Source organism: Pararhizobium sp. DWP3-4 (genome assembly GCF_049898205.1).
Classification (GTDB): domain Bacteria; phylum Pseudomonadota; class Alphaproteobacteria; order Rhizobiales; family Rhizobiaceae; genus Pararhizobium.
On record NZ_JAFCXF010000005.1, the window covers coordinates 60,300 to 83,325 of the forward strand.

Annotated in this window: 18 protein-coding genes and 1 pseudogene; 7 read left to right on the forward strand and 12 right to left on the reverse strand. The window is 59.6% G+C overall.

Translation table 11 applies throughout. The features are described from left to right. Window positions 1–217 precede the first annotated feature (217 nt). Window positions 218–1,636 (reverse strand): PLP-dependent aminotransferase family protein, encoded by a 1,419-nt coding sequence (locus tag ACP7E6_RS14310; RefSeq protein WP_426230394.1) that lies wholly within the window; start codon window positions 1,634–1,636, stop codon window positions 218–220. A gap of 101 nt (window positions 1,637–1,737) precedes the next feature. Here ACP7E6_RS14310 and ACP7E6_RS14315 point away from each other — a divergent pair, with 101 nt between their 5' ends. From ACP7E6_RS14315 to ACP7E6_RS14330, 4 genes and pseudogenes are all read left to right on the forward strand, one after another. Next, window positions 1,738–2,163 carry a cupin domain-containing protein gene (locus tag ACP7E6_RS14315; RefSeq protein WP_426230395.1) on the forward strand — a complete coding sequence of 142 codons (426 nt, stop codon included), beginning with the start codon at window positions 1,738–1,740 and terminating at the stop codon, window positions 2,161–2,163. Window positions 2,164–2,171: 8 nt separating this feature from the next. Further along, window positions 2,172–2,621 (forward strand): carboxymuconolactone decarboxylase family protein, encoded by a 450-nt coding sequence (locus tag ACP7E6_RS14320; protein WP_426230396.1) that lies wholly within the window; start codon window positions 2,172–2,174, stop codon window positions 2,619–2,621. A gap of 259 nt (window positions 2,622–2,880) precedes the next feature. After that, complete coding sequence (locus ACP7E6_RS14325) at window positions 2,881–3,858, forward strand: NADP-dependent oxidoreductase (protein ID WP_426230397.1); 978 nt, start codon at window positions 2,881–2,883, stop codon at window positions 3,856–3,858. A gap of 47 nt (window positions 3,859–3,905) precedes the next feature. Further along, a pseudogene (locus ACP7E6_RS14330) lies at window positions 3,906–4,322 on the forward strand (cupin domain-containing protein). Window positions 4,323–4,835: 513 nt separating this feature from the next. Here the strand turns inward: ACP7E6_RS14330 and ACP7E6_RS14335 are convergent. Beyond that, on the reverse strand, window positions 4,836–5,366 hold the full coding sequence (locus ACP7E6_RS14335) for a GNAT family N-acetyltransferase (RefSeq protein ID WP_426230398.1): 531 nt from the start codon (window positions 5,364–5,366) through the stop codon (window positions 4,836–4,838). A gap of 576 nt (window positions 5,367–5,942) precedes the next feature. Between ACP7E6_RS14335 and ACP7E6_RS14340 the strand changes: the two genes are divergently transcribed. Both ACP7E6_RS14340 and ACP7E6_RS14345 read left to right on the forward strand, forming a co-directional pair. Then, window positions 5,943–7,715, forward strand: a complete 1,773-nt coding sequence (locus ACP7E6_RS14340) for an adenylate/guanylate cyclase domain-containing protein (protein WP_426230399.1) — start codon at window positions 5,943–5,945, stop codon at window positions 7,713–7,715. 248 nt (window positions 7,716–7,963) lie between these two features. Further along, the gene (locus tag ACP7E6_RS14345; RefSeq protein WP_426230400.1) at window positions 7,964–8,830 is read left to right on the forward strand and encodes a transglutaminase-like domain-containing protein; all 867 of its coding nucleotides are present in this window, start codon (window positions 7,964–7,966) and stop codon (window positions 8,828–8,830) included. A gap of 148 nt (window positions 8,831–8,978) precedes the next feature. Here ACP7E6_RS14345 and ACP7E6_RS14350 read toward each other — a convergent pair whose 3' ends face one another. The 10 genes from ACP7E6_RS14350 to ACP7E6_RS14395 all read right to left on the reverse strand — a co-directional run bounded on the left by ACP7E6_RS14350 (window position 8,979) and on the right by ACP7E6_RS14395 (window position 22,031). After that, a complete protein-coding gene (locus tag ACP7E6_RS14350; protein WP_426230401.1) occupies window positions 8,979–10,316 on the reverse strand; it encodes an LLM class flavin-dependent oxidoreductase in 1,338 nt (445 codons plus the stop codon). 11 nt (window positions 10,317–10,327) lie between these two features. Beyond that, window positions 10,328–11,056: an ABC transporter ATP-binding protein gene (locus ACP7E6_RS14355; protein WP_426230402.1), complete on the reverse strand. Its 729-nt coding sequence runs from the start codon at window positions 11,054–11,056 to the stop codon at window positions 10,328–10,330. Continuing rightward, window positions 11,053–11,922, reverse strand: a complete 870-nt coding sequence (locus ACP7E6_RS14360) for an ABC transporter permease (RefSeq protein WP_426230403.1) — start codon at window positions 11,920–11,922, stop codon at window positions 11,053–11,055. Before ACP7E6_RS14360 ends, ACP7E6_RS14355 begins: the two co-directional genes overlap by 4 nt. A gap of 26 nt (window positions 11,923–11,948) precedes the next feature. Continuing rightward, window positions 11,949–12,932, reverse strand: a complete 984-nt coding sequence (locus ACP7E6_RS14365; RefSeq protein ID WP_426230404.1) for an ABC transporter substrate-binding protein — start codon at window positions 12,930–12,932, stop codon at window positions 11,949–11,951. Between the two features lie 793 nt (window positions 12,933–13,725). Further along, window positions 13,726–14,337, reverse strand: coding sequence for a TetR family transcriptional regulator (locus tag ACP7E6_RS14370; RefSeq protein WP_426230405.1), 612 nt, complete (start codon window positions 14,335–14,337; stop codon window positions 13,726–13,728). A 40-nt stretch (window positions 14,338–14,377) separates the two neighbouring features. Continuing rightward, window positions 14,378–15,661, reverse strand: a complete 1,284-nt coding sequence (locus ACP7E6_RS14375; protein WP_426230406.1) for an alpha/beta hydrolase — start codon at window positions 15,659–15,661, stop codon at window positions 14,378–14,380. Window position 15,662: 1 nt separating this feature from the next. Next, a complete protein-coding gene (locus ACP7E6_RS14380; RefSeq protein ID WP_426230407.1) occupies window positions 15,663–18,716 on the reverse strand; it encodes an efflux RND transporter permease subunit in 3,054 nt (1,017 codons plus the stop codon). Beyond that, a complete protein-coding gene (locus ACP7E6_RS14385; RefSeq protein ID WP_426230408.1) occupies window positions 18,713–19,810 on the reverse strand; it encodes an efflux RND transporter periplasmic adaptor subunit in 1,098 nt (365 codons plus the stop codon). The genes ACP7E6_RS14380 and ACP7E6_RS14385 overlap by 4 nt, the downstream gene beginning before the upstream one ends. A 1-nt stretch (window position 19,811) precedes the next feature. Then, window positions 19,812–20,876 (reverse strand): efflux RND transporter periplasmic adaptor subunit, encoded by a 1,065-nt coding sequence (locus tag ACP7E6_RS14390; protein ID WP_426230409.1) that lies wholly within the window; start codon window positions 20,874–20,876, stop codon window positions 19,812–19,814. A 531-nt stretch (window positions 20,877–21,407) separates the two neighbouring features. Then, complete coding sequence (locus ACP7E6_RS14395; RefSeq protein WP_426230410.1) at window positions 21,408–22,031, reverse strand: malonic semialdehyde reductase; 624 nt, start codon at window positions 22,029–22,031, stop codon at window positions 21,408–21,410. A 234-nt stretch (window positions 22,032–22,265) separates the two neighbouring features. Here ACP7E6_RS14395 and ACP7E6_RS14400 point away from each other — a divergent pair, with 234 nt between their 5' ends. Continuing rightward, on the forward strand, window positions 22,266–22,952 hold the full coding sequence (locus ACP7E6_RS14400) for a TetR/AcrR family transcriptional regulator (protein WP_426230411.1): 687 nt from the start codon (window positions 22,266–22,268) through the stop codon (window positions 22,950–22,952). The last annotated feature ends 74 nt before the right edge of the window (window positions 22,953–23,026 follow it).

Here is a 23,026-nt window from a genome sequence, read left to right on the forward strand (position 1 = left end):
GCAGTGTACGCGGGCTGTGCTCCGATCCGTAGGGCAACACGGCGGGCGGGCGAGCTCTTCCGGCATCCCCCTCCCTGTGCGGAAGCGGAATTTTAAGCGCTTACCCTATCAATACGACAACAGGAGAGCTGCGAACTTGAATCATGTCGGGTTCAAACCCTATCGATGGATTTCGCAGCCAGAGCTCGTTGGTCGCATTTGCTACACAATAGCGCGATTATACTGGATTAATCCGTGACGCAATGAGGCGATACAGCCGCTCGCAGGATTTTTCCGCGTTTCTCTCGTGAACATTTGTTATGCCCAGCAGCAGACCCTTACGTCGCGTGTCGCCCATGTACCACGGTGACAGCGGTACGGGAGCGAGGCCGAAGGGCAGCGCCTCAAGTACCGCTTTCGCGTCATCGAAAGTGTCAGGCAGGTCGAGGCGAACCGACAATCCGCTTATTCGGTGTACCGGACGACCGAACAACTTATCCAGTCGGTTGGCGACGTCTATTTGTCGAAACCGGTACAGACGCTTCATCCGCCTTAGGTGACGAAGGTAATGCCCATCGGCCATAAATTCCGTGACGGCGCACTGCACAGCCGAATTAGGTGAAGGTGCCAGACAAGCGGCAACTTCACCGAACAACTCCGCTGCGCGCACTGGTACGACTAGGAATCCCAGCCGCAAGGAAGGTGAGATCGTCTTGCTGAAAGTGCCGATATGGAGGACATGTCCGTTCTTGTCAGCGGACGCTAGCGCGGGTGCCGCCCTGCCCTGAAGTTGGAGTTCGCCGAGATAGTCGTCCTCGATGATCCAGGCATCGCGTTCGCCGGCCCACTCCAGAAGCTCGTGCCTGCGAGATGCGGACATCGTAACGCCAAGAGGAGCTTGCTGCCCCGGTGTGACTAAGGCAAGTGTGGCTTCGCCAGCGACTTGCCTGCCTTTGGCCACGCTCAAGCCGTCGGCGTCTACGGGAACGGCGCGGACGTCTACGCCCAAATGGGCGAGTGCAATCCGGGTCAACGGAAAGCCAGGCTCCTCGAACCATGCTATCCTCCCTTCGAGACGCAACGCTCCGGCGATCAGACCAAGCGCTCCTGAAAATCCGGCGGTGACGATAACCTGCGACGGATTGCAATGGAGGTTCCGGGCTATAGCCAGATAGGCTGCGATCTCTTTTCTCAGGTCAATATCACCTCTTGGATCGGGATAGCTGACCGGAGACGCCGCGGCTATGCGCGCGCTTCGCGCCATGAGCCGGGACCACAGCTTAAACGGAAAGGCATCCTGTGACGGCACGCCCATCTGAAATGGCAAGGGCACGGTGCCGAAGTCGTAGAAGAGTTGTGGCAGTGGAGGACGTACCGCAGTGGGGGCACTTGGTTTCCCTCCAAATGAATGTTCCGCCACCCACGTGCCGGCAGGCCCACGGGAGACGATGAGCTGCTCGTCGATCAGTCGTTCATAAGCCACCCGCACGGTGCCCCTCGAAACGCCAAGCTGAACGGCAAGATCCTTCCAGGACGGCATCCGGCTGCCAGCCTGCATGACGCCGTCCGAGATGGCATCACGGATCCCGGAATAGATCTGGCCAGCCAACGGCGACTTCAAGGACTGATCGAGGAAGAACGGCAGCGTCGGTTTCATGTGGCGATGGTACAGGATTTCTCTCAAGTCATGGTGCTGTTTTTCGCACCCTGGAAGATTGAATGTCTCGTCACAAGATCAGCGAAAGGAACAGACAAGACATGCGTACATTCCCTAATATAATCGGGACTGCCGCCATTGCCCTGATGGCGACGACGTCGGCGCAGGCGCACGATCCTGTAGCCAAGAGCGAGACCGTCTCACCGGTGTTCAACAAGGAACTCCCTAACATTCCCGGCAAACGCATCGTTGCCGCGGTCGTGAGCTATGAGCCTGGTGCAAAGTCGCCATCCCACACTCACGCCAACTCGGCGTTCATCTACGCATTCGTCCTCTCCGGGGAGATCCGCAGCCAGGTCGGCGACGAGGCAGCCAAGGTCTACAAGACCGGGGAAAGCTTCTTCGAGAACCCCGGCAGCCATCACCGCATCAGCGAGAATGCCAGCAACGAACAGCCGGCATCCCTGCTCGCGGTGTTCGTCCTCGATGTCGACGACAACCAGCTCACAACTCCAGACAAGAAGTGAACCGACCCATGAACGCTCGTATGGACTACACGGCTATCGCCCCTGGTGGGATGAAGGCGCTCGGATCCGTCTACGGCTACGTCAGCCAGTGCGGCTTGCCGACATCGCTCGTCGACCTCGTCTACCTCCGGATTTCACAGCTCAACGGTTGCGCCTACTGCATCGACATGCATTCGCGCGATTTGATCAAGAACGGTACCACGGTCGAGAAGCTCGTCCTTGTTCCCGCTTGGGCAGAAGGTGGCAGCCTGTTCACTGAAAAGGAAAAGGCCGCTCTGAAGTGGGCCGAGACCGTCACCCGCGTCAGCGACACCCACGTTGAGGATGCCGCCTACGACGAAGCTGCCTTGGCCTTCACGGAAAAGGAACTTGTAGACCTGACGATCGCCATCGGTTTGATGAATACGTACAATCGCATGGCCATCAGCTTTCGCACGACGCCCGCTGCGGCCGAGTAGCTGATCGGGCCGGAGCCTCGGATGCCTCGTCCACAATTAGCGAGGCATCGACTACCGCCCCACAACGTGATTCTATTATTGTGAATTCACGACTGCGCTTACGCCTGTTGAGACAAGATCGTATCGACGCATTTTGCGTGGTGCCGGGGCTGCAGATGCCGGCTGCACCGAGGTTGGATCAATTTAATTCGGTCACGCTGCACGAAGCAGAAACGGGCCGAGACCAAACACTGTTTCACATTAGAAATGGGAGATTGTCATGAATGATGACCGAGCTGCCGCCCCCCAGAACTCTTTGCCTTCCAAAATCAGGGCGGTCCGCGTCCATGAGTTCGGCGGAATTTCCGCGATGAATGAAGAAGAAATCGACTGTCCTGTTCCGACCGCCGGGCAGGTTCTCGTGAAAGTAGCCGCGGCTGGCGTCGGCCCATGGGACGGTTGGATCCGAAGCGGCAATAGTGTCCTGCCGCAGCCATTACCATTGACCTTGGGTTCCGATCTCGCAGGAACCGTCGTGCAGCTTGGCCCAGACGTGACTGCGTTTGCCGTTGGAGATGAGATTTTCGGCGTGACCAATCCACGGTTTACCAACGCCTACGCACAGTACGCGCTTGCCGACGCGAACATGATATCGAAGAAGCCAGGCATACTGAGTTTTGTGGAGGCCGCGTCCGTCCCCGTCGTTGCCTCGACTGCGTGGCAGATGCTGTTTGATCGCGGCGGTGCGGTGACAGGAACGACAGTGTTAGTCCTCGGAGGAGCAGGTAATGTTGGCGCATACGCTGTGCAGTTCGCTGCCCAGGCTGGAGCGCGGGTGCTGGCATCAGCGTTGCCGGACAAGGTCGAATACGTCAAGAGGCTGGGCGCGGTCGTTGTGATCGAAAGCACCGCGGCAGGGTTACCCGAACCCATTGAACAAGTCGACCTCGTAGTTGATGCGGTCGGGGGACAGTCCCTCCCGGACAGCTTCAACTGGGTGAAATCAGGAGGCCGTATCGTCTCTGCAGTTTCCGTGCCTGATCGGGAAATCGCTAAACAGAAAAACGTGGATGCATTCTTCCACCTGGTCCGGGTTAATTCACCCGGCCTGGAAAAGATTGCCGAAATGATCGGCGGTGGCAAGATCGCAACCCGTGTCGGAGACGTCCTTGAATTGAAGAACGCTCGGCTAGCGCACGAAATGCTCGAGGGAAAGCGGCACAAGCCCGGAAAGATCGTCCTCACAATACCGCACTGACTTTAGCCTCAACATAACGATGTAACCGAAGGGAGATACCGATGAATATCCTCCTCAGATCGCTTGCAATCATGACTTTAGCGCTTTCCGGGACGGCGTTCGCCTTTTTCGCGCAGGAGCCCAAGGCCGAGACTGTGACGCCCGTCTTCAACAAGGCATTGCCAAATGTTGAAGGCAAGAACCTGACCGCGGCACTGGTGAGCTATCCTCCAGGGGCGAAGTCGCCGTCGCACAGGCATGCGAGCTCGGCGTTCATCTTCGCATACGTTCTCTCTGGCGAGATTCGCAGTCAGGTCGATGGCGGCGAAATCTAGGTCTATAAGGTCGGAGAGACCTTCTTCGAGAACCCTGGCTCCCACCACACCGTCAGTGAAAATGCGAGCGAGACGGTTCCCGCGAGCCTTCTCGCAGTGTTCATCGTCGACGCCGGTGATGCGGCGCTGACAACACCAGACGCCAGCTAGCAGTCGAACGGCCGCTCGGCACGACACTGAATCCGATGCTCGGATTGCAGGGCCGCACGGCGGGCCTGCCTTTTATGCAACAGCCGTTGGTCGGCACTGTGGGCTGCCTGCTGCCCAAATTGCCTTGAGGATCAATCCGCGGACATCCTGTTCCAACTCGGACTTTACAGTGAGGCGGCTGTGCTTCTCGAGCAGAGAACCTTCGATTCCCCCGATAAGGCATCCGCGAGACATGACTTGGCGGGCGGCGGCCTATGGTCATCTAGGCAGGATCGAAGAGGCGAAGGGGTGGTGTGGGGACGTATTTGTCCAGGCAGTGCGCACTCTGTGGATCGGTGACCCCGTCGCAGGACCAGCGGAATACGTCGACTGGCATATCGATGTGTCATATCTGCGCGAGCCGAAGGATGTGGAGCGCCTACGCGCTGGTCTACGTCTTGCCGGCTTGCCGGCCTGAAGCGGCGTGGGGGCCTTAGGACATTCACCCTTCTGCCAAAGTAGCGGAGCTCAATTCTAGCCCGCCTTGCCTGGTCTGATAGGTATATCCATAAAGACGATGTAGGGCATGAGGTCGTCGGGATAATCGTTGTAGGCGGGACAGTCGCGGAAACCGACCGACCTATACAAAGCGATCGCCTCGTTGAACAAGTTGGCGGTGTCGAGGCGCATGAGTGCGTAGCCGTCGCTTCGTGCAGCATCGATCGATGCCATGCAAAGCCGTCGCCCCGTGCCGCGACCCTGACCGCCCTTCCGAACGAAAAGCCGCTTCATCTCACACACAGTGTCGGACAGCTCCCGGTAGGCGATACACCCAACCACCTCGTCTCGTGAGAGCGCGAGAAACGCTCGGCCGCTCGGCGGACCGTAGTAGGACGACAACTCTTGCAATTCCTGCTCAAGCGACTGATGGCTGAACGCGGCGTCAACGAACCAACTATCCGCGGCATATCGTTCGCGACACCAGTCGACATACTCGCGTATCAGCGTCGCAAACTCGCGATAGTGCTGGCTCGTCGTGGCAGAGATGACTACGTCCCTCGACATTTGCATGCCTCCCCAAAAGCTCCCAACGTAGCTTACCAGAGACGCCCACGGCTGTCGTAGCGTCTCGTGAATGACCGCAATTCGCTCGGTCCGGACGTGACCGCTCGAATAGCAGACTGACTGCTTCCAGGAACTAAAGCGCGTGCTGTGGACGACCGGCATGAAGGCGCGTTTCGGACCGGCTGCTAAAGCCAGGATCGGTCGGCAAGTCTGGGGCCGTGAGGGGACCGTCCGATGTTGGAGTGCGGAAGGGAGAGAGCGGACATCCAAACATCTGGCGATGTGGTCCCAGTTCGGCCAGCAGCGGACTGGCAACTTCAGGCTGCGGATATTCAAAGAACGGACGTTCGGGTGGGCACGGACATCGTTGTAACCTGACCCTGAGTGGGCTTTACGAACGACCGCGTTGGACGCCCCGAGAGTATTACAGAGCAGTCATTGCGTGGGGCTACAACGTCGGCTGCGTCCACATGAGCCATGGCCAACTCGATCGCAACCAAGATCGCTCTGAGCAGCGGCTAAAGTTCTTTCTTGCCCTCTGTCTCCCTGCTATCGTGGAAGTTAGGAGACAGCGCCATGAGCGAGAACCGAAAGCTGGCTGCAATCCTGGCCGCGGACGTGGTTGGGTACAGCCGGCTTGCCGGCGCCGACGAGGACCTTACCCTGGCGAGGTTGCGGACACTGCGCAGCGATCTCATCGATCCGACGATCGCCGTGCACCATGGCCGGGTGGTGAAGCGCACCGGCGATGGTGCGCTGGTCGAGTTCCGCAGCGTGGTGGACGCCGTGCGCTGCGCCATTGAGGTGCAGAACGGTATGGCGGAGCGCAATGACGGCGTCCCGCAGGACCGTCGCATTGAGTTCAGGATCGGTATTCATTTGGGCGACGTCGTCGAGGAAAGCGACGGCGACCTGATGGGCGATGGCGTCAACATCGCCGCGCGATTGGAGGGCGTCGCGGCGGCGGGCGCGATCTGCCTATCCGAGGATGCCTATCGCCAAGTCAAGGCGAGGCTCGACCTCTCGGTCAGCGATCTCGGCAGCACGCAGCTCAAGAACATCGCCGAGCCGATCCGGATCTATTCGCTGCAAGTCGGCAGCGCAGGGACCAAGTTGGCCGCGACCTCGGAAACCGCGACGAGCCAGCCGGCGACGGCAGCGTCGCCGAAGCTGTCGATCGCCGTCCTGCCCTTCGCCAACATGAGCGGTGACGCCGAACAGGAATACTTCGCCGACGGCATCTCGGAAGACATCATCACAGCGCTATCGAAGCTGTCGCAGCTCTTCGTCATCGCTCGCAATTCGTCGTTCATCTTCAAGGGCAAGAACGTCCATGTGCAGGAGGTGGGCACGAGGCTGGGCGTGCGGTATGTGCTTGAGGGCAGCGTACGCAAATCGGGGAACAGGGTACGCATCACCGCGCAGCTCATCGACGCGACCACCGGCGGGCATCTATGGGCGGAACGGTTCGATCGCGACCTCACCGACATATTCGCGGTTCAGGACGATGTCACGCAGCAGATCGTCGGCGCGCTGGCGGTCAACCTGACAGAGGGCGACCGGCAAAGACTTGCGCCGGGGCAGACCCGGCACCCCGAGGCGTATGACTGCTTCTTGCGTGGCCGGGAACTGTGGCACCGGCTGACGAAGCAAACGAACAGCGACGCCCGCGACCTTTTGCAACGTGCCGTCGAACTTGATCCGAACTTCGCCTCGGCGCACGCGGTCCTCGCCCTTACCCACGCGCTCGACTACCTGAACCGGTGGAGCGCGTTGCCGCAGCGCTCGATCGAGCAAGCCGAAGAGGCTGCGACGCTGGCGGTAGCGCGGGATGATAGCGATCCCGTGGCGCACTGGTCGCTGAGTCTGGTCAACCTTTACTCGCGACAGCACGATGGAGCCATCAGCGAGGCCGAGCGTGCGATAGTCCTCAATCCGAACTTCGCCGAAGGGCAGGTCAGCCTCGGCGAGGCACTTGTCTATTCAGGCAGATCCGAGGAGGCACTCGCCTATTTCGATCGGGCGAGGGTCCTGAACCCCTACTTTCCGGATATCGTTCTTCACTTTCAGGCCTGGGCCTTGTTTCAACTGCTAAGGTACGAAGAGGCCGTCGAACTGTTGCTGCAGCGCGTGAGCCGCAACCCCGTCACCGATGTCTCGCGCGCGCTTCTGGCTGCCTGTTACGGGCACCTCGGCCGTTTCGAAGAGGCTCGCGCGACGTGGCAAGAGGTGCTCCACGTCAATCCCGACTACTCCTTGGAATACCGTCGCAAAGTCTTGCCCTTCAAGAACCCCGCCGATTTCGAGCTCGTCATGGAGGGGCTACGCAAGGCCGGTGTCGTACAATGACGGTGATTAATGTCCGATCTTGAAACTGTTGCCCATTTGCACAGAGGACGAAATAGTCAGTGCCGGCGCAACAACGACCTCCAGCGTGATCGCCAGCAAGATCTGCTTTCAGGAAGCTGCGAAACCACCCTCTATGGCCGACGTGGGGGCGCTTTCGAGCCATGACGGCAGTCGGCCGGAAGCGGGCGTTCGCCGTGCGCTTGACACCAATGCGCCCTCGCTGGATCATCCGGCCTTGGAGAATACTCATGGACATGGTTACGCTGGACTACTTCCGAGAGCCGGGCCCGCATTCCACGGCGAAGAAGAATAAGGTCGGGCTGGCAGGCGCTCCAACGGACATCGCCGACCTAGCCGCCTGGATTCAGGGAAGAATGCTTCACGAACACTGGGCGTCGAGATATGGCGAAGAGCTGACCCCGGAGCGGCGTGAACTCTCGCAAAGGAGATCGGTGGACGCCGTACTGGACGGCCTCCTTGCGGGGGGCAATTCACACCGTCCTGCTGCGGGTCGCGCGGTTGGTGTCTGCAGCCATTTCTCGCTGCTCGCGGTGTCGGCCTTGCGAGCGAACGGCCGTGCGGCTAGGTCGCGGTGCGGTTTCGGCACTTATTTTGCTCCCGACAAGGCGATCGACCACTGGGTGGTGGAGGTCTGGAATGGTGATCGCTGGCGGATGGTCGATTTTCAGATCGATGACTTTCAGCGTGCAGAACTGGGGCTGGTCTTCGACACTCTCGACTTGCCGTCGGGTGAGTTCCTGCTGGCCGCCCAGGCCTGGCAACTCTGCCGGCGTGGCGAGGACGACCCCAATCGCTTTGGCATCTTCGATGAAGGCGGCTTCTGGTTCATCTCCTCAAATATGATCCGTGACCTCGCCAGCCTGAACAAGGTCGAGATGCTGCCGTGGGACGACTGGGGGGCGATGCCATCCCCAGACGCGGAGAGCAGCACCGAGGAACTGCGACGCTTCGATCATTTGGCGGAGGTCCTGCTCGACCCCGACCGTCATAGGGAAGAGCTCCGTTTATTCTATGGCGCTCCAGGGTTCGGCATGCCTGGAGAGGTCTTCAATGCTGTCAGGCAGGTTCGTGAGACGGTTTCGGTCGCGCAGTAGGTACTCAAAGCTCGTCGGCTGAAGTTCTGCATGCTCGGGTACTATGCGACCGCAGATTCCAATGACCGCTGTGCAGACGCAATCCGGACGTTGGTCATCCGAACAACGCGGCGGATTTATTCGCCTGGAATTTAAATCGCCGAAATCCTCAGGCGGATTGAGCGAATGTTTTCGCTTCCGCAACGGGAGCCAGTCCGAAATGATCCCGTAGTGTGGTGCCTTGGTACTCCTTCCGGAACAGCCCTCGCTTCTGAAGGATAGGTACCACCTCCTGGGCGAACAGTTCCAGTTGGCTGTTGATGATCGGCGGCATAACGTTGAAACCGTCCGCCGCAGCCGAGGCGAACCAGTCTTCCACAATATCAGCAATTTCCTCCGGGGTGCCTGCGACCGCAAAATGCCCGCGCGCGCCTGCGAGCTTGCGCAAAAGCTGCCTGAGCGATAGTCCCTCCCGCAGTGAAATGTCGACGTAGCCAATCACTCTGCTTTTGGACGCCTCGACCTGGTTGGGATCCGGAAAATCATCCCGCTTCAGCGGACGATCAAGCGGTAGACCTGTGAAGTCATGCCCGCCGAATCTCGCGGACAGGCGCGCCAGCCCGACATCTGTGCTCGTGAGTGCGTCGAGCTCTTCCCAGACCAGCTCGGCTTCGCGTTTCGTAGATCCGATTGCCGCGCTGATACCTGGCAGAATGACGATATCCTGTGGGCGACGCCCATACGCCACACTGCGGTTCTTGATGTCAGAATAGAACGTCTGCGCGGATTCTTTAGTCATATGCGCAGTGAAGATCGCCTCGGCCCGTCGTGCGGCAAAGGCTCTACCGGCATCGGACTGGCCTGCCTGGATATAAACAGGGCGTCCCTGCGGACTGCCAGGAACATTCAGTGGACCCTTAGTGCGGTAATGCTCGCCTTCGAAGTTCACGGGGATGACCCGGTCTGTGTCCAGATATTGGCCGCGTTCGCGGTCATCCAAAACGGCGTCCGACGGAAAGCTCCGCCAAAGCGCATCGACGGCCTCGACGAATTCTTCGGCGAGCTTGTACCGGTCTCCATGTTCGATGTTTTGCTGCAAGCCGTAGTTTGCACCGGCTTCAGCCGCCCACGATGTGACGATGTTCCAGCCCGCCCTGCCGCCTGACAGGTGATCGAGCGTGGCGAACTGCCGTGCCAGCGTGTACGGCAAACTATATGTCGTGGACGCCGTTCCGATCAGGCCGATTTTTTGAGTTTTCGCAGACAGAAGCGAGAGGAGGACGATCGGCTCAAGCGAGCCGGATGCCGCCAACCCGCTGCTGTTGGGAGCAACAAGCGTGTCTGCGAGAAATACGGCATCGAATTTCGCGGCTTCCGCGATGTGAGCCGCCTCGACGTATAAGTCGAGGTCGGTGAGCGCCTTGTGGTTGGATGCCGGATGTCGCCATGCGCCTTCGTGGTGGCCGCGAGACATCAAGAACAGATTGAGGTGCAACTGTCGCGACATGACGGTTCCTTTCAAACAGTGTCCGCCTCGACGCCAAGACTTTTCAGCAGCTTAGCGCGAAGGGTTGAGATTTCACTTTGATAATTGCGCCGCGGGTGCGGTAGGGAGACGAGATGATCCTCGGCGATCCCGCCATCCTTCAGCACGAGGATTCGGTCCGAAAGCAAAAGCGCCTCGTCGACATCATGCGTAACCAGAATGATTGTAGGCCTGCGGCGCTCGACCAGTTTCAGCAGTAGATTCTGCATGCGAAGCCGCGTCAGAGCGTCCAGCGCCCCGAAAGGCTCGTCGGCGAGCAACAACTCTGGCTCCCGAAGAAGAGATCGCGCCAGAGATGCCCGCTGCTTTTGCCCACCCGACAATGTCGATGGCCAGACATCCACCTTGTCGGCGAGACCGACCAGGCCCAATATGTCCACTGCCGCCGATCTCGCATCTGGCCGACGGAGGCCCAGAGTGACATTGTCGATCACAGTCTTCCATGGCAGAAGCCGCGAATCCTGAAACAGAACCGATGTGCTGTCCGGCTTGGTGAAGCTGCCTTGTGTCTCGGCCTCGTCGTCCAGCCCAGCGAGCGCTCGCAACAGCGTTGTCTTGCCGGACCCCGACTCGCCGAGCAATGCGACGAACTGGCCGTGCGGTATCTCGAGCGATATCCGGTCGAGGACCATTTCTCCCTTAAAACTGCGGGACAACTCCCGCAAAACGACCGAAGGTGAATAGGGCCGATAGACGTTCATGATCCGAGCGCCCTTCGATATGAAAGCGCCCGTGTCTCGATTGCCCTGACGACGGCATCCGACACAAGCCCGAGGACGGCGTAGATGATGATGCCGACCACGATGATTTCAGTTTGACCCCAGTCGCGTGCGCGGTTCATCAAGTAGCCAATCCCGGTCTGGGTATTGATAAGCTCAAGGACGACGAGCGCCGTCCAGCACAAGGCCACGGCAAGCCTCAGCGCGACGAAGAATCCAGGCAGCGCTCCTGGCAACGCAACGTGGCGCACGAATTCGCTGCGAGTTAGCCCGAGCGTTCTTGCCAGCTCGACGTGACCGATGTCGATGCTGCGGAGCGCAGCATGCGTGTTGATGTAGACCGGGACCAGGACCGCCGTGAAAATCAGAAAGATCTTCATCGCCTCGCCGATCCCGAGCCAGATGATCACCAGCGGGATAAGAGCTAGCGTGGGGACGGCCCTTTTAATCTGGACCAGGCCGTCGATGAGCGCCTCGCCGCTGCGCGTCAAACCTGCAAGCAGCGCGAGCACGACGCCGACGACAATCCCAAGGAAAAGTCCTGCGTAGGCACGTCCGGCTGATGCGAGCAGATGAGGCAAGAGGCTGCCATCCGCAAACATCTCGTATCCGGTTTTCAACGCAGTCGACGGTGCCGCGAGCGTTGCGGGCGACAAGTACCCGAGGCGCGAAGCAGCTTCCCAAGCCAGAAGTACCAACACGGGTCCAAGCAATCTGACGCCCGCCGGAAGCCGCTTTGGTGTAAGACGGGTTCCCTTGCTGGCTCGCACGGGTTCGGCCGTCCTGACAGCGCTGTCCCAATGTTTGGCAGACGACCCTATGAAGTCCTGATTTGTCGCGTCCGTCATATCAGCTCCTGAAGTATGTCTGGAGATTACCGGGCGTCCAGAACGACCTGATCGAAATCACTTACGAATGATTGTTTCGCGTCGAACTGCTCCTTGATCGAGCCGGCCTGGTAGAGAATATCGATGAGCTTCTGATGATGCGGGATCGCCTCGATCGAGGTCTGGAACACGAGAGGCGACTGTCCCTCGAGAATGGCTGCAGTGTCCTCCGGCGACACGCGCTGGAAGTCGGTGTAATAGAACTTCGACCAGGCGGCCTCGTTATCGTTGCTCCATTTCCCGGCGCGAACAAATGCTCCGAGGAAGGCTTTGATCGCTTCTGCCTTCTGGGGATCAGCGAGCACCTCAGGCCGCGCGTAGAAGTATGAGGTACTTGGCAAAAGCTTCCGCTCCTCCGGATCAAGGACGTGGGACGCTCCGACCTGCTTGACCAGTCGGGTGACGTGCGGTTCCTGGAGAACGGCGACATCCACGGCACTGGCCCGGATCGCATCGGGCAGATCGGCGACGCGCAGCTTGACGAGCTCCACGTCCTTCAACGTCAGTCCGGCCCGGTTCAAAGCCTCGATCAGGAATACCTGCCGCCCCGACCCCTCTATGTAGCTCACCTTCTTGCCCTTGAGTTCGGAGAGCTTGTTGATGACCAGTCCGGGTCGCGTGGTGAGACGATACTGTGCGACGCCGCGCGTGAAGGTGCCAACGATCGGAAGCAGTGTACCAGCCGCGCGCGCCTGGATCGGTGGCGTGTCGCCGACGTAAGCAATATCGAGAGCCCCTGCCCTGATCGCTTCATAGATCGCTGGTCCGCCAGCGAAGTTTGGAAATTCGACTTGGAACTTCAGCTTATCGCGCTCGCCGCTTGCCTCCAGAAGATTGCGAAGAAATTCGCTCTGGTCGGCGACGATCAGCTTTGTCGTCGGGTCAACCGTTTCGGCGGCGATGGCCATATTTGCTGCCGTCGCGAAGAAACCGATCGACGCCACCAAGTGGAAGAAAATTCTACGTTTCATGTCGTCGGCCCATTTGATTTTCGTATTTCTGTCAAAACCATATAAGCCGAGAAATTGCATTTCAATGTCTATAATCACTATAGAATACATTTAGATTGACGTGCTCGAAACCGCGAAATTGCCAGTAGATTATTTCCTCAGCGATGGGCGGCTCGGATAACAAGTTCCAAATTCGATCGTCGCTTTGAGATTGCCGCATGTGCCGAAGCGCCTCAAGCCCCTGAGTTTTCCGTTTGCATTAAAGGGTCTGCCATCTACTCGTCGCCTTAACCCGCGGTTGCCGTTTTCCTCCCCCGCGAATCGTTCGAGGTTGCGCGAACGACGGGGGACACAGGCCCAAAGCGGAAAACAATTTCCGCTCTCGGCTATTGGCGGATATCCGATGCTTGCCTTCGGCATTGGCTGGCAGACCGTTCCTAGCAGCGACATACGGATGGTTCCGAACGTGGCTAAGTCAGAGAAGCGGACGGACCGCTTCCAGGAATTTCATCGGGTGGTGCGAACGACCGAAACGCGGGCGCAATGCGGAATTTATTCCGACTTGGGGCCGTTTGCTGGCCCCCAGGTTTCGGGCCGATGAGTCAATGTCATGTGACGAGCTGTCCTTCTGAACGGTTGCCCTCTGGGCGGATCGTGACGGTAGGGCGCTTTGATCGCTAGCAGTTCCATCGATCGCAGCAATCACACATGGCGCTTTCACTCGCGATTGAAGAGCCGGAAGGCGGGTTTAGCTTCAAGGCCTGACCATTATTAGAACAAGCATGAAACAGTTGTCGCACTAACGCTTCGTGCCTTATCCGGGGTAATTGCGAAGTCCTGCCACTGCAAACGAAACCAGAGCATGAGCAGATATCTTATCCGCTGTCGAAGGAGCTCCGATTAACCGTGGGTCCCACAAGGAGATGACCGAGGCGCAAAAGCAAGATGCGGCTAGATCGACATTACACGGCGCGAATTCTCCGCTTGTGACCCCGGCGCGGATCAACTTTCCCACATCGGCCTCGAGTCCCTTGAGATACTGGATGAACGACGGCCAACTTCCTTCTGCAGCGAGAACAACAAGGCTGAACATTTGGGCGTCGCCATTGCGTGCCTCCGACATCAATCGAAGTTGACCGAGAGCGGCTTCCTCAAGGCATCTCGCCGCGTCGCCTCGTTCACCAATAGCAAGTGCAGGCACGCGCAGAGAGGTCTCCAGGAAATTTCCGGCGATGGCATCCCATATCGCAGCCTTGGAGGGGAAGATTTTATATACGCGGGCCGGGGAATTCCCGAGTAGCCGGGCGATGTCCGCAACGTTTGTCTTCGACGGCCCGTACAGCCGACACGCGGCCGTGCCGGCTTGTACGATCCGGGACACGATTTCAGGCCCTGGCGGGTGTCTTGCAGTCGTGGTGAGTTCCATCGTCCTATCCCAACGAATCCTTGCCATTGGTCGCGAAGGTTCAGTACGCAATCTGCCCATCCTTGATTGGCGCACCGTCGGAGGAGAACTCCCTCTTCAGGATCTCTCGCGCCTCCGGGCTAATGACGGCGACTGGCGCCGCCACTGCAAGCCTCGTCGCCGTGCCGGCGAAATTTGCCGCAGTCACGCCGATCTGATCGGCAACGCTTGTCTTTCCGCCCTCAAGGCTCTGCCCGGCCAGCCGCCGCCCGAGCAGGCGCACGATCTCGGGGCTGTCGGCGAAGGCGTTATGCCCAAGCGCATCGTTCGTCGCGACACCGCTGGTGTCGATGACGGAAACGCCAAGTTCGTCGAGAAGAGGCGCATAGGGTCTGAGATCGGTTCCGCCCAGGCGATTGACGCCGCCCGATAGCCAGCCCGAGACCTCCAGTGCCTTGTCGCGTGTCGATGTCAGAATCACAAAGTGCGGCCGCTTAGGCCCCATCTCGGTGAACTGACGACGGAACACATCGATGTCGATGTCTGGCGATGCGAGAACGACGTTCTTGACCTTCGCCGGGACCGACTTCTCGCGCATAGCGACGCCGCGCAGCGCTTCGGCCGCAAGCCAGCCGCCCATGGAATGGGCGAGGATGGTCACGTCGGATACGTCGGGACTGTTCACAGCCTGCAGTATTAGATCCTCCAGAGCGCGACGGGAATAATTGGCGCTCTCCTTGTCGTAGAGGTAGTCAAAGGCACGTCCCCTTGAGGGCCAGGTGAAGAGGATGGGCGCGGCGTCGGTTCTCGAGTCGTGGACGATCTGCGCGAAGCGGAAGACCGCGTCGGCGTAGGTGTTGTTGAATCCATGTACGAAAATAATGACCTGATGCTTTGAATTTCGGTTCCTGCGGTACCAGTCCAGGACGTGGCTCTCGGACTGCACCTTGGCGACCTCGGTGACCGCAAACTCCTTTTGTGGGTTGGGCGGCATGCGAGACGGCCACTGGACCTCTCCGATCTTGCGGTTCCGATCGGGCGGAATGGATACGTCGACACTGTTAAGCGAGATCGCCGTTCCGCGGTCGCCCGAATAGAGCTTGCCGGGATCCTCCGACGGTTTTCGTGTCGTGGCAACGAGCATGGTGACCCGGCTCGTATCCTTCGGGGCCACGGCGAGAGGTTGGAGGACATCCTGCACCCGGCTGGCGCAACCCGATGTTACCACAGATAGGGCTAGAAGGACCGGAACGGCTCGGCCCATGCGGCCGGCAATCGCCTTGGTGAAGCCATGCCCGTTGAGACCCTGGGCAATACGCCCAAGGAAGGAGTGCAAAGTTGTCATCTCAGTTTTGCTCGACTTCACGAGGAATCCGGAACCAGGCGACGTAGAGCGCCGGCAGGAAGAGAAGCGTCAGCGCCGTGCCGACGACGATACCGCCCATCATCGCGTAGGCCATGGGACCCCAGAAAATCTCGTGAGAGATCGGGATCAGGGCCAGGGTCGCGGCCGCCGCGGTCAGCATGATCGGGCGCATGCGGTGTTCGGTCGCCTCCACCACCGCCTTCCACGCGGACATCCCCTCGGCACGCAACTCCTCGATCTGGACGATCAGAATCACAGAATTGCGTATGAGAATTCCGACCAGCGCAAGGACCCCCAGAAGTGCGACGAATCCCAGCGGAGAGTTGCTGGCGAGGAGCGCCACGACGACGCCGATCAGGGCCAGCGGCGCTACCGAGAAGACCAGGAACAGCCTGTGGAAGCTCTGAAGCTGGATCATCAGCAGCGTCGCCATGATGACGAACATGGCCGGAGCGACCTTGGCGATCGGTCCCTGTGATTTGGCGCTTTCCTCGACCGCACCCCCGACCTTCAGCGAATACCCGGCCGGCAGCGCCTGTTCGAAGGCCGAAACCTTGTCAGCCAGCGCCTTCACAACGGTCGCCGGCTGTGTCGCATCGCCGATCCCGGCCTTGATCGTGATGGTCGGAACTCTATCGCGCCGCCAGATCGTCGGCTGTTCGAGTTCGTAGCGGAAGGTTGCCACCGATGACAGCGGGACAGATTGACCGCTGCTGCTCTGCAGTTGCAGATCAAGTAGGGTGTCGATTGAGCCGCGCTCCTTTTCTGCGGCACGGCCGATGACATCGACCAGGTAGATGTCGTCCCGGACCTGCGTCACGGCATTCCCTTGAACGACGGTGTTGAGCGCCGTAGCGATGTCCTGGGAAGAGACGCCGAGCTGTCTGGCCTTGTCCTGCAGCACGTCGATCTTCACGACACGGGCCGGTTCGTTCCAATCGAAGGCAATGTTCCTGAGGGACGGATATGTGCCGACGATCGAACCCAGCTTCTGTGACAGGTTGCGCAGCGTCTGCAGATTTTCGCCGGACACACGGTACTGGATCGGCTTGCCAACCGGAGGCCCGATGTCCAGAAGCTTCACGTAAGCGTCAGTTCCCGGGAAAGTCTTCTGAAGGTAGGTCTCCATCTCGCGCTTCAGCTTGTCCCTGACATCGAGGCCCTTGGTGACAATGACCGTCTGGCCGAAAGACACATCAGCCGGCTGCACGTCGAAGGAAAGTACGAAGCGCGGCGCACCCCTGCCAACATATGTCGACCAGTGCTCAACACCAGGGTTGTCGGCCAGCATCTCATGCTCGAACTGGGCCATCTGGCGGCTCGTCTCAGTGATCGAACTATTCTGCGGCAGGTTCCAGTCGACGATCAGTTCTGGGCGGTCGGAGCTCGGGAAGAACTGCTGTTGCACCATCGATAGGCCGCCGATCGACCCAGCAAAGAGAACGACTGTTGCGATGATCGTCATCCAGCGCCAGCGCAGGCAGAACTGCAGCAGGCTCGAAAACGCCTTGGCAAACCGACCCTTGTGCTCGGCATGCTTCTTCATCGACTTCGGTAGAATGGTCACGCCGATCAGGGGCGTGAACACAACTGCGACCACCCACGAAACGATGAGTGAAACCGCGATGACGACAAAAAGGGTGAAGGTGAACTCGCCCGCGTTGCTCTTGTTGAAAGCGACGGGGATGAAACCCGCGACGGTGACAAGCGTGCCAGTCAGCATCGGGAAGGCCGTAGATGTGTAGACGTAGGTGGCGGCTTTCGTGAGACTGTCACCCATTTCCAGTCGCGCCACCATCATCTCGACGGCGATCATGGCATCGTCGACGAGGAGGCCGAGCGCGATGATCAGAGCTCCGAGCGAGATGCGCTGCAGCGAGATGCCGGTGTAGAACATGACCATGAAGGTGATGGCGAGAACGAGCGGGATCGCGATTGCCACCACCAGGCCTGCCCTCATCCCCAGACTGATGAAGCTGATCGCAAGCACGATGGCGACCGCCTCGAACAGAGCTTTTGTGAAGCCGCCGACTGCCTCCTCAACCACTTTTGGCTGGTCGGAGACCTGTTCGACGGAGACACCGACCGGAAGCTCCTGGGTGATTTTGGTCATCGTCTTTTCAAGCGATTCGCCGAAGGCAAGCACATTGCCGCCCGTCTTCATACCAATCGCGAGCCCAATGGCCGGCTTTCCGTTGAAGCGGAAGAGTGACATCGGCGGATCGACGTATCCACGTGTGATGGTGGCGACATCCGTCAGCGGGAAGAAGCGGTCATTTACCCGCAGATTGATACCACGCAACGTGTCCTCGGAGATGAACCGCCCGCCGACCCGCAACGCGACGCGCTCCGGTCCTGTTTCGACGAAGCCGGACTGGGTGACGGCGTTCTGCGCCTGCAACGTGGCGATGATGGCGGCGCGGTCGATGCCCAGGGCGGCAATCTTGCGGGTCGAGAATTCAAGGTAGATCACTTCGTTCTGCGCACCGACGATATCGACCTTGCCGACATCGGGGATGCTGAGAATCTGCGTCCGTGTGTTCTCGGCAAAGTCGCGTAGTTCCCTTTGGCTAAGTCCGTTGTCGCCCGTGAAGGCAAAGATATTGCCGTAGACGTCGCCGAACTGGTCATCGAAGAAGGGGCCGACCACGCCTTGCGGGAATTCGTGCTTGATGTCGTCGACCAGGTTGCGGACCCGCGACCAGGTCGGCTTTACGTCCTGCGCGTTCGTATCCGGCAGCAGATCGACGAAGACGATCGTCTGGCCCGCAGTCGTAATGCTTCGGCTATGCTCCAGTCTGTCGAGCTCCTGGAGCTTCTTTTCGATACGATCGGTAACCTGCTGTGTCACTTCCTCGGCTGAAGCGCCGGGCCATTGGGCCTGGATCACCATCGTCTTGATCGTGAAAGACGGATCCTCCTCGCGGCCGAGTCCGAGATAGGCAAAGGCGCCCGCTACCGCGAACATGATCATGAAATACCAGACGAGAGACCGATGCTCGAGCGCCCAGTCCGAAAGGTTGAATTTATTCACGGGCGTAGCTCCTGACCTAGTTTCACTTTCTGTCCATCGACAAGTTCATCAACACCGGCGACGACAATCTCTTCCCCTTCCCGCAACCCGGATAGAATCCTGACGGAAGGGGCATCGGATGCCGGGCCATCGAGCTCAACCGCCCTCAGGGCCACTTGGGCTGTGGAGCGATCCAGCACCCAGACCTGGCTGGCACCGCCTTCATGGCGGATGGCCGAGAGGGGTAGCGCGATCGTCTGCTTCTTTTCTTCGACAAGCGGCTTCGCGGTGACCACAGCGCCGAGACGAAAGATATCCGGAGCACGATCGATGGCGATCTTCAGCCGATAGGTGCGGGTATTGGTATCGGCTTGAGGCGAGATTTCGCGGACGGCGCCAATGATCTGAATCTTTGCATCGAGCTGGAGGGCGACGCTGAAGCGGTCGTCCAGGCGGATGTTACTGAACTGCGCTTCCGGCACGTCGACCACCACGTCGCGCTGCTCGAGGCGCGCCAGTTTCAGGATCGGCTGGCCGGCCGAGATGGTCTGGCCCATTTCCGCGGAGGTGGCGGTCACGACACCATCGAACTCAGCCCTCAGCTCCGAGTAGCCTAGCTGCTCGTGCGCCTTGGCGAGGCTGGCCGTCGCTTTTGCAGCATTGGCGGTAGCGGATTTGAGCTGCTGTTCGGCAAGATCGTGGTCGGCAATGCTCACCGCTTTGCTCTGGATGAGCCTTCGCTTGCGCGTTTCGTTCGTCGCAGCGTTCGCCAACTGCGCCTGGGCGTTGCGCAGTTCGGCTTCCGCGCTCCTGACCGCGAGTTGCAGAGCGAGAGGGTCGATCTCCGCGAGAACATCACCCTTGTGGACGAGATCGCCGACATCGACCTTGCGAGACATCATCCGTCCGAGCGTTCGGAACGCCAGGTCGGTCTCGATGCGGGCGCGCACCACGCCGGGCGAGCTTGCTACTTTGTCCTGTTCGGCCGCAGCGATGACGACTTTCACGGGACGGGGCACCGCCTGCTCTCCCGCGACAGAGTTCTGGTCGCAGCCCGCAAGTAGCGACACTGACAGAAGAAGAGGGAGAGAGGTGCATATGCGATTGAGGATCATCTCACTTGCCTTTCCAGGCGACTGCCTGGCCTTCCTTGAGGAACTTTCCGCCTTCGGTGACGATCAGGTCTTGTGCCGCGATGCCGGCGGTGACGACGAAGTCGCCCTGGCGGTATCGGCCAACAGAAATCTTCCGGAGCGAAACGGATTGGTCTTTGGTGTTGACGAGCCAGACGGCTGGTTCGCCGTCGGCTGATGCGATCGCGGTGTAGGGCAGCACGATCCCGTCACGCGGCGAGGCCCGTAGCTCGCCGACCACAGGCGTCCCAAGGGACCATGGCGTGCCCTCCTGGAGCCCCACCTTGATCCGGATCGTGCCCTCCTTCGTGTCTATGACGGGAGAGACCTCGCGTATGCTGGCGTGGATGTCGAGCGAGGGGTCGGAGACCGAAGCGACATCCACATCGCTCAGCGGCTGGCCATCCAGAAAGAACGCCTCGAAGACATCAAACACCGCATCTCTCGGACCATCGTGGGCGAGCGTGTAGGCGGACTGGGCCGCTGAGACCACCTGCCCCGCTTCAATACCGCGGGCCGTGATAATACCGTCCGCGGTCGCCTTCAATGCGGTGTAGGACAGCGCGTCCTCAGCCATCGCGAGGGCGGCCTCGGAGGCCTCGAGGGCAGCCTGCGCGCTCAGCAACTCCTGTTGCGCATCGTCAAGGATCGACCGCGGAATAGCCCCCGACTGAAGGAGCGTCCTCGCCCGGTTGAAGGCCAGGGTCCTCTGTGCGAGGACGGCCTGAGCCGACTCCTGGGCGGCGCGGGCGACGCTGACATCTGCCTGTTGTTCCGTGTCGTTGAGCCGCGCAAGGACGTCGCCGGCTTTGACATGCGATCCCACCTCCACCCTTCTCTCAAGAATTCGGCCGCCGATCCGAAAGGAAAGTTCGGTCTGGACCCGTGCCATCACCTCTCCGGTGATTTCCGCGCCCGGTTGATACCGAGCGGCGGCCGCCGCAACGGCGCGGACCTGCTGAGGCGGCGGTGCCACTTCGGCTTTCTCCTCGCAGGCAGCCAGAACTGCGCAGACGAGACCAATTCCCAGCAATCGAAAGGACTGCATTTTTGCTCCGGTATGGTTTGGGTCACAGAGAGAGCCGGGTTGTCCGGCAGCTCAAATTTGACGCGTTTAGCGAGGCATCTAATGTTGACAGCGACCACTTACGCTCCCGAGTGGACAATGTCAACATTGTTGAGCCGAAAAGTTGACAGGAGCAACACTCATTCGAAAAAACGGGTGCCGAGCCTCTTCCGACAAATCAGCGCTACAATTGAAGATCGCTCGAGATCTCCAGAACAGCGACCTTGACGACCGGCATGCCGTCGTGCTCCGTGATCCAATTTGAACGCTGATCCGTGTTGTCGAGCGGAGGTGTCGGCCAATCCGCGCGGGCTGTCCGCTCCTCGGCCGATCCTACGAATATGTCCCGCAGCAGACTGGGCGGCATTTGCCGAAGCTTGCCCGCCCCGACCAACTCCCAGCTCGGACGGATCGACGATCAGCCGTCCGCTGCGGAGGTAGGTGGTTATAAGGCGAGTGAGTTGCACATATGGGATCGGCGTCCTACCTCCGGACGCTCTTTGGGTTGCAAGCTCATAGGATCGTCGCCATCTCGTCGAACGATAACCGCGGGCTGCGAGGGTGCAGCTTGGCGTCGTTGCCGTACCCAATGTTGATAACGACGTTGGCCTTGATCTTGCCGCGGGGAAAGAATTCCTGCTCGACCTTGGCGGGGTCAAAGCCGCCGATCGGCCCCGCATCCAGGCCCAGGGCGCGTAGCGCGAGAATGAAATAGGCGACCTGAAGGGTGCCGTTTTGCCCGGCGCTTCGCGCAGCCAGGTCCGGATTTCCAGCGAACCAGCTCTTCGCATCGGCGTGCGGAAGAAGAAACGGCAGGTGTTCATAAAACTCCAGATCATAGCCCATGATCGCGACGACCGGTGCAGCCATGGTCTTTTCGACATTGCCGGGCATGAGCGCCGGACGCAGTCGCTCCTTGGCTGCCGTCGAGCGCAGAAAAAGCGCGCGTAGCGGCTGCTGGTTCACCGAGGTCGGCCCCATCTTCGCGAGGTCGAGCGCTTTGCGCAGGAGCGCGTCAGGAACGGGAAGTTCGTGAAAAGCGTTGTAGGTCCGCGCTTCTGTAAAGAGCTGGGCCATGGCGGCGGCTCCAAGCGGTTCGCCACGCCGTAGACCGTGGCTTTCGACATTGACATTCATTTTGTTTTCCTTTGCGGTTTGAGGATCCGTGAGGAGTGCTCAGTTTCCGAGGTGGTCGTAGACGACGTCACTCTCGTTGCGCGTCATGACGGATGGGGCCAGCGTGGCGGATGATTTGCAGTATTGGTCGGTAAATAATGTTGACATCGCCCACTTAATGCTTAGTGTTGGCAATGTCAACTTCGTTTGCGAAAAAAGTTGACATGAGCAACTTAGAAACATAAATGGACGGATATGACCCAAGACATTTCCACTAAGGAACAGCGGCCCTATCACCACGGCGACCTTCACAGGGTGATCGTCGAGACCGCGCTGGACGTTCTCAGCGAGTCCCAGAGCACGGAGTTTTCGCTTCGGGAGCTCGCGCGTCGGGCGGGCGTCAGTCACAACGCCCCGTACAAGCACTTCGCCGACAAGCGCGAACTGCTGGCCGCCGTCTCGGCAATTGGATTTGAATTGCTGGCGAAGCGCATGGCTGAAGCGACCAGGGAACTCGATAGTCCTCGTCAGAGACTTTCAGCAATGGCGCGAGCATATGTCTTCGGGGGCGTCAACAATCCGGCGCTCTACAGATTGATGTTCGGTGGCTACCTTGCCGGACAGGGCGAGAGCCGTCCGGTGATCGAAAGAACCGCGGCCTACAATATGAAAGCTCTCATCGTTAGCGCGATCTCCGACGGCGCTCTCGGGCATCAAATTGCTGACACCCAGGCCAATACTAACAAAATCGATGGGGCGATCCTTGTTTTCTGGTCCCAGATGCACGGTCTAACTTTGTTGCTTGTTGACCGCCTCGTCGGTCCCGGCGACAAGATGGAGGAACTCACCGAGAGCGTCTTGCAAGGAATGCTCGAAGGACTGGTGAACAGCATCCCGGCAGTGCCGGAAGGTATCTGGGTGGGGCCTCCGCTAGAAGGGTAGCAGAACCGATGTTGATCCCGTCGGCCGCGGAGCCTGCGGCGAGCGGCCTCGTCGATTTTCTGTGCCGCCGGGAT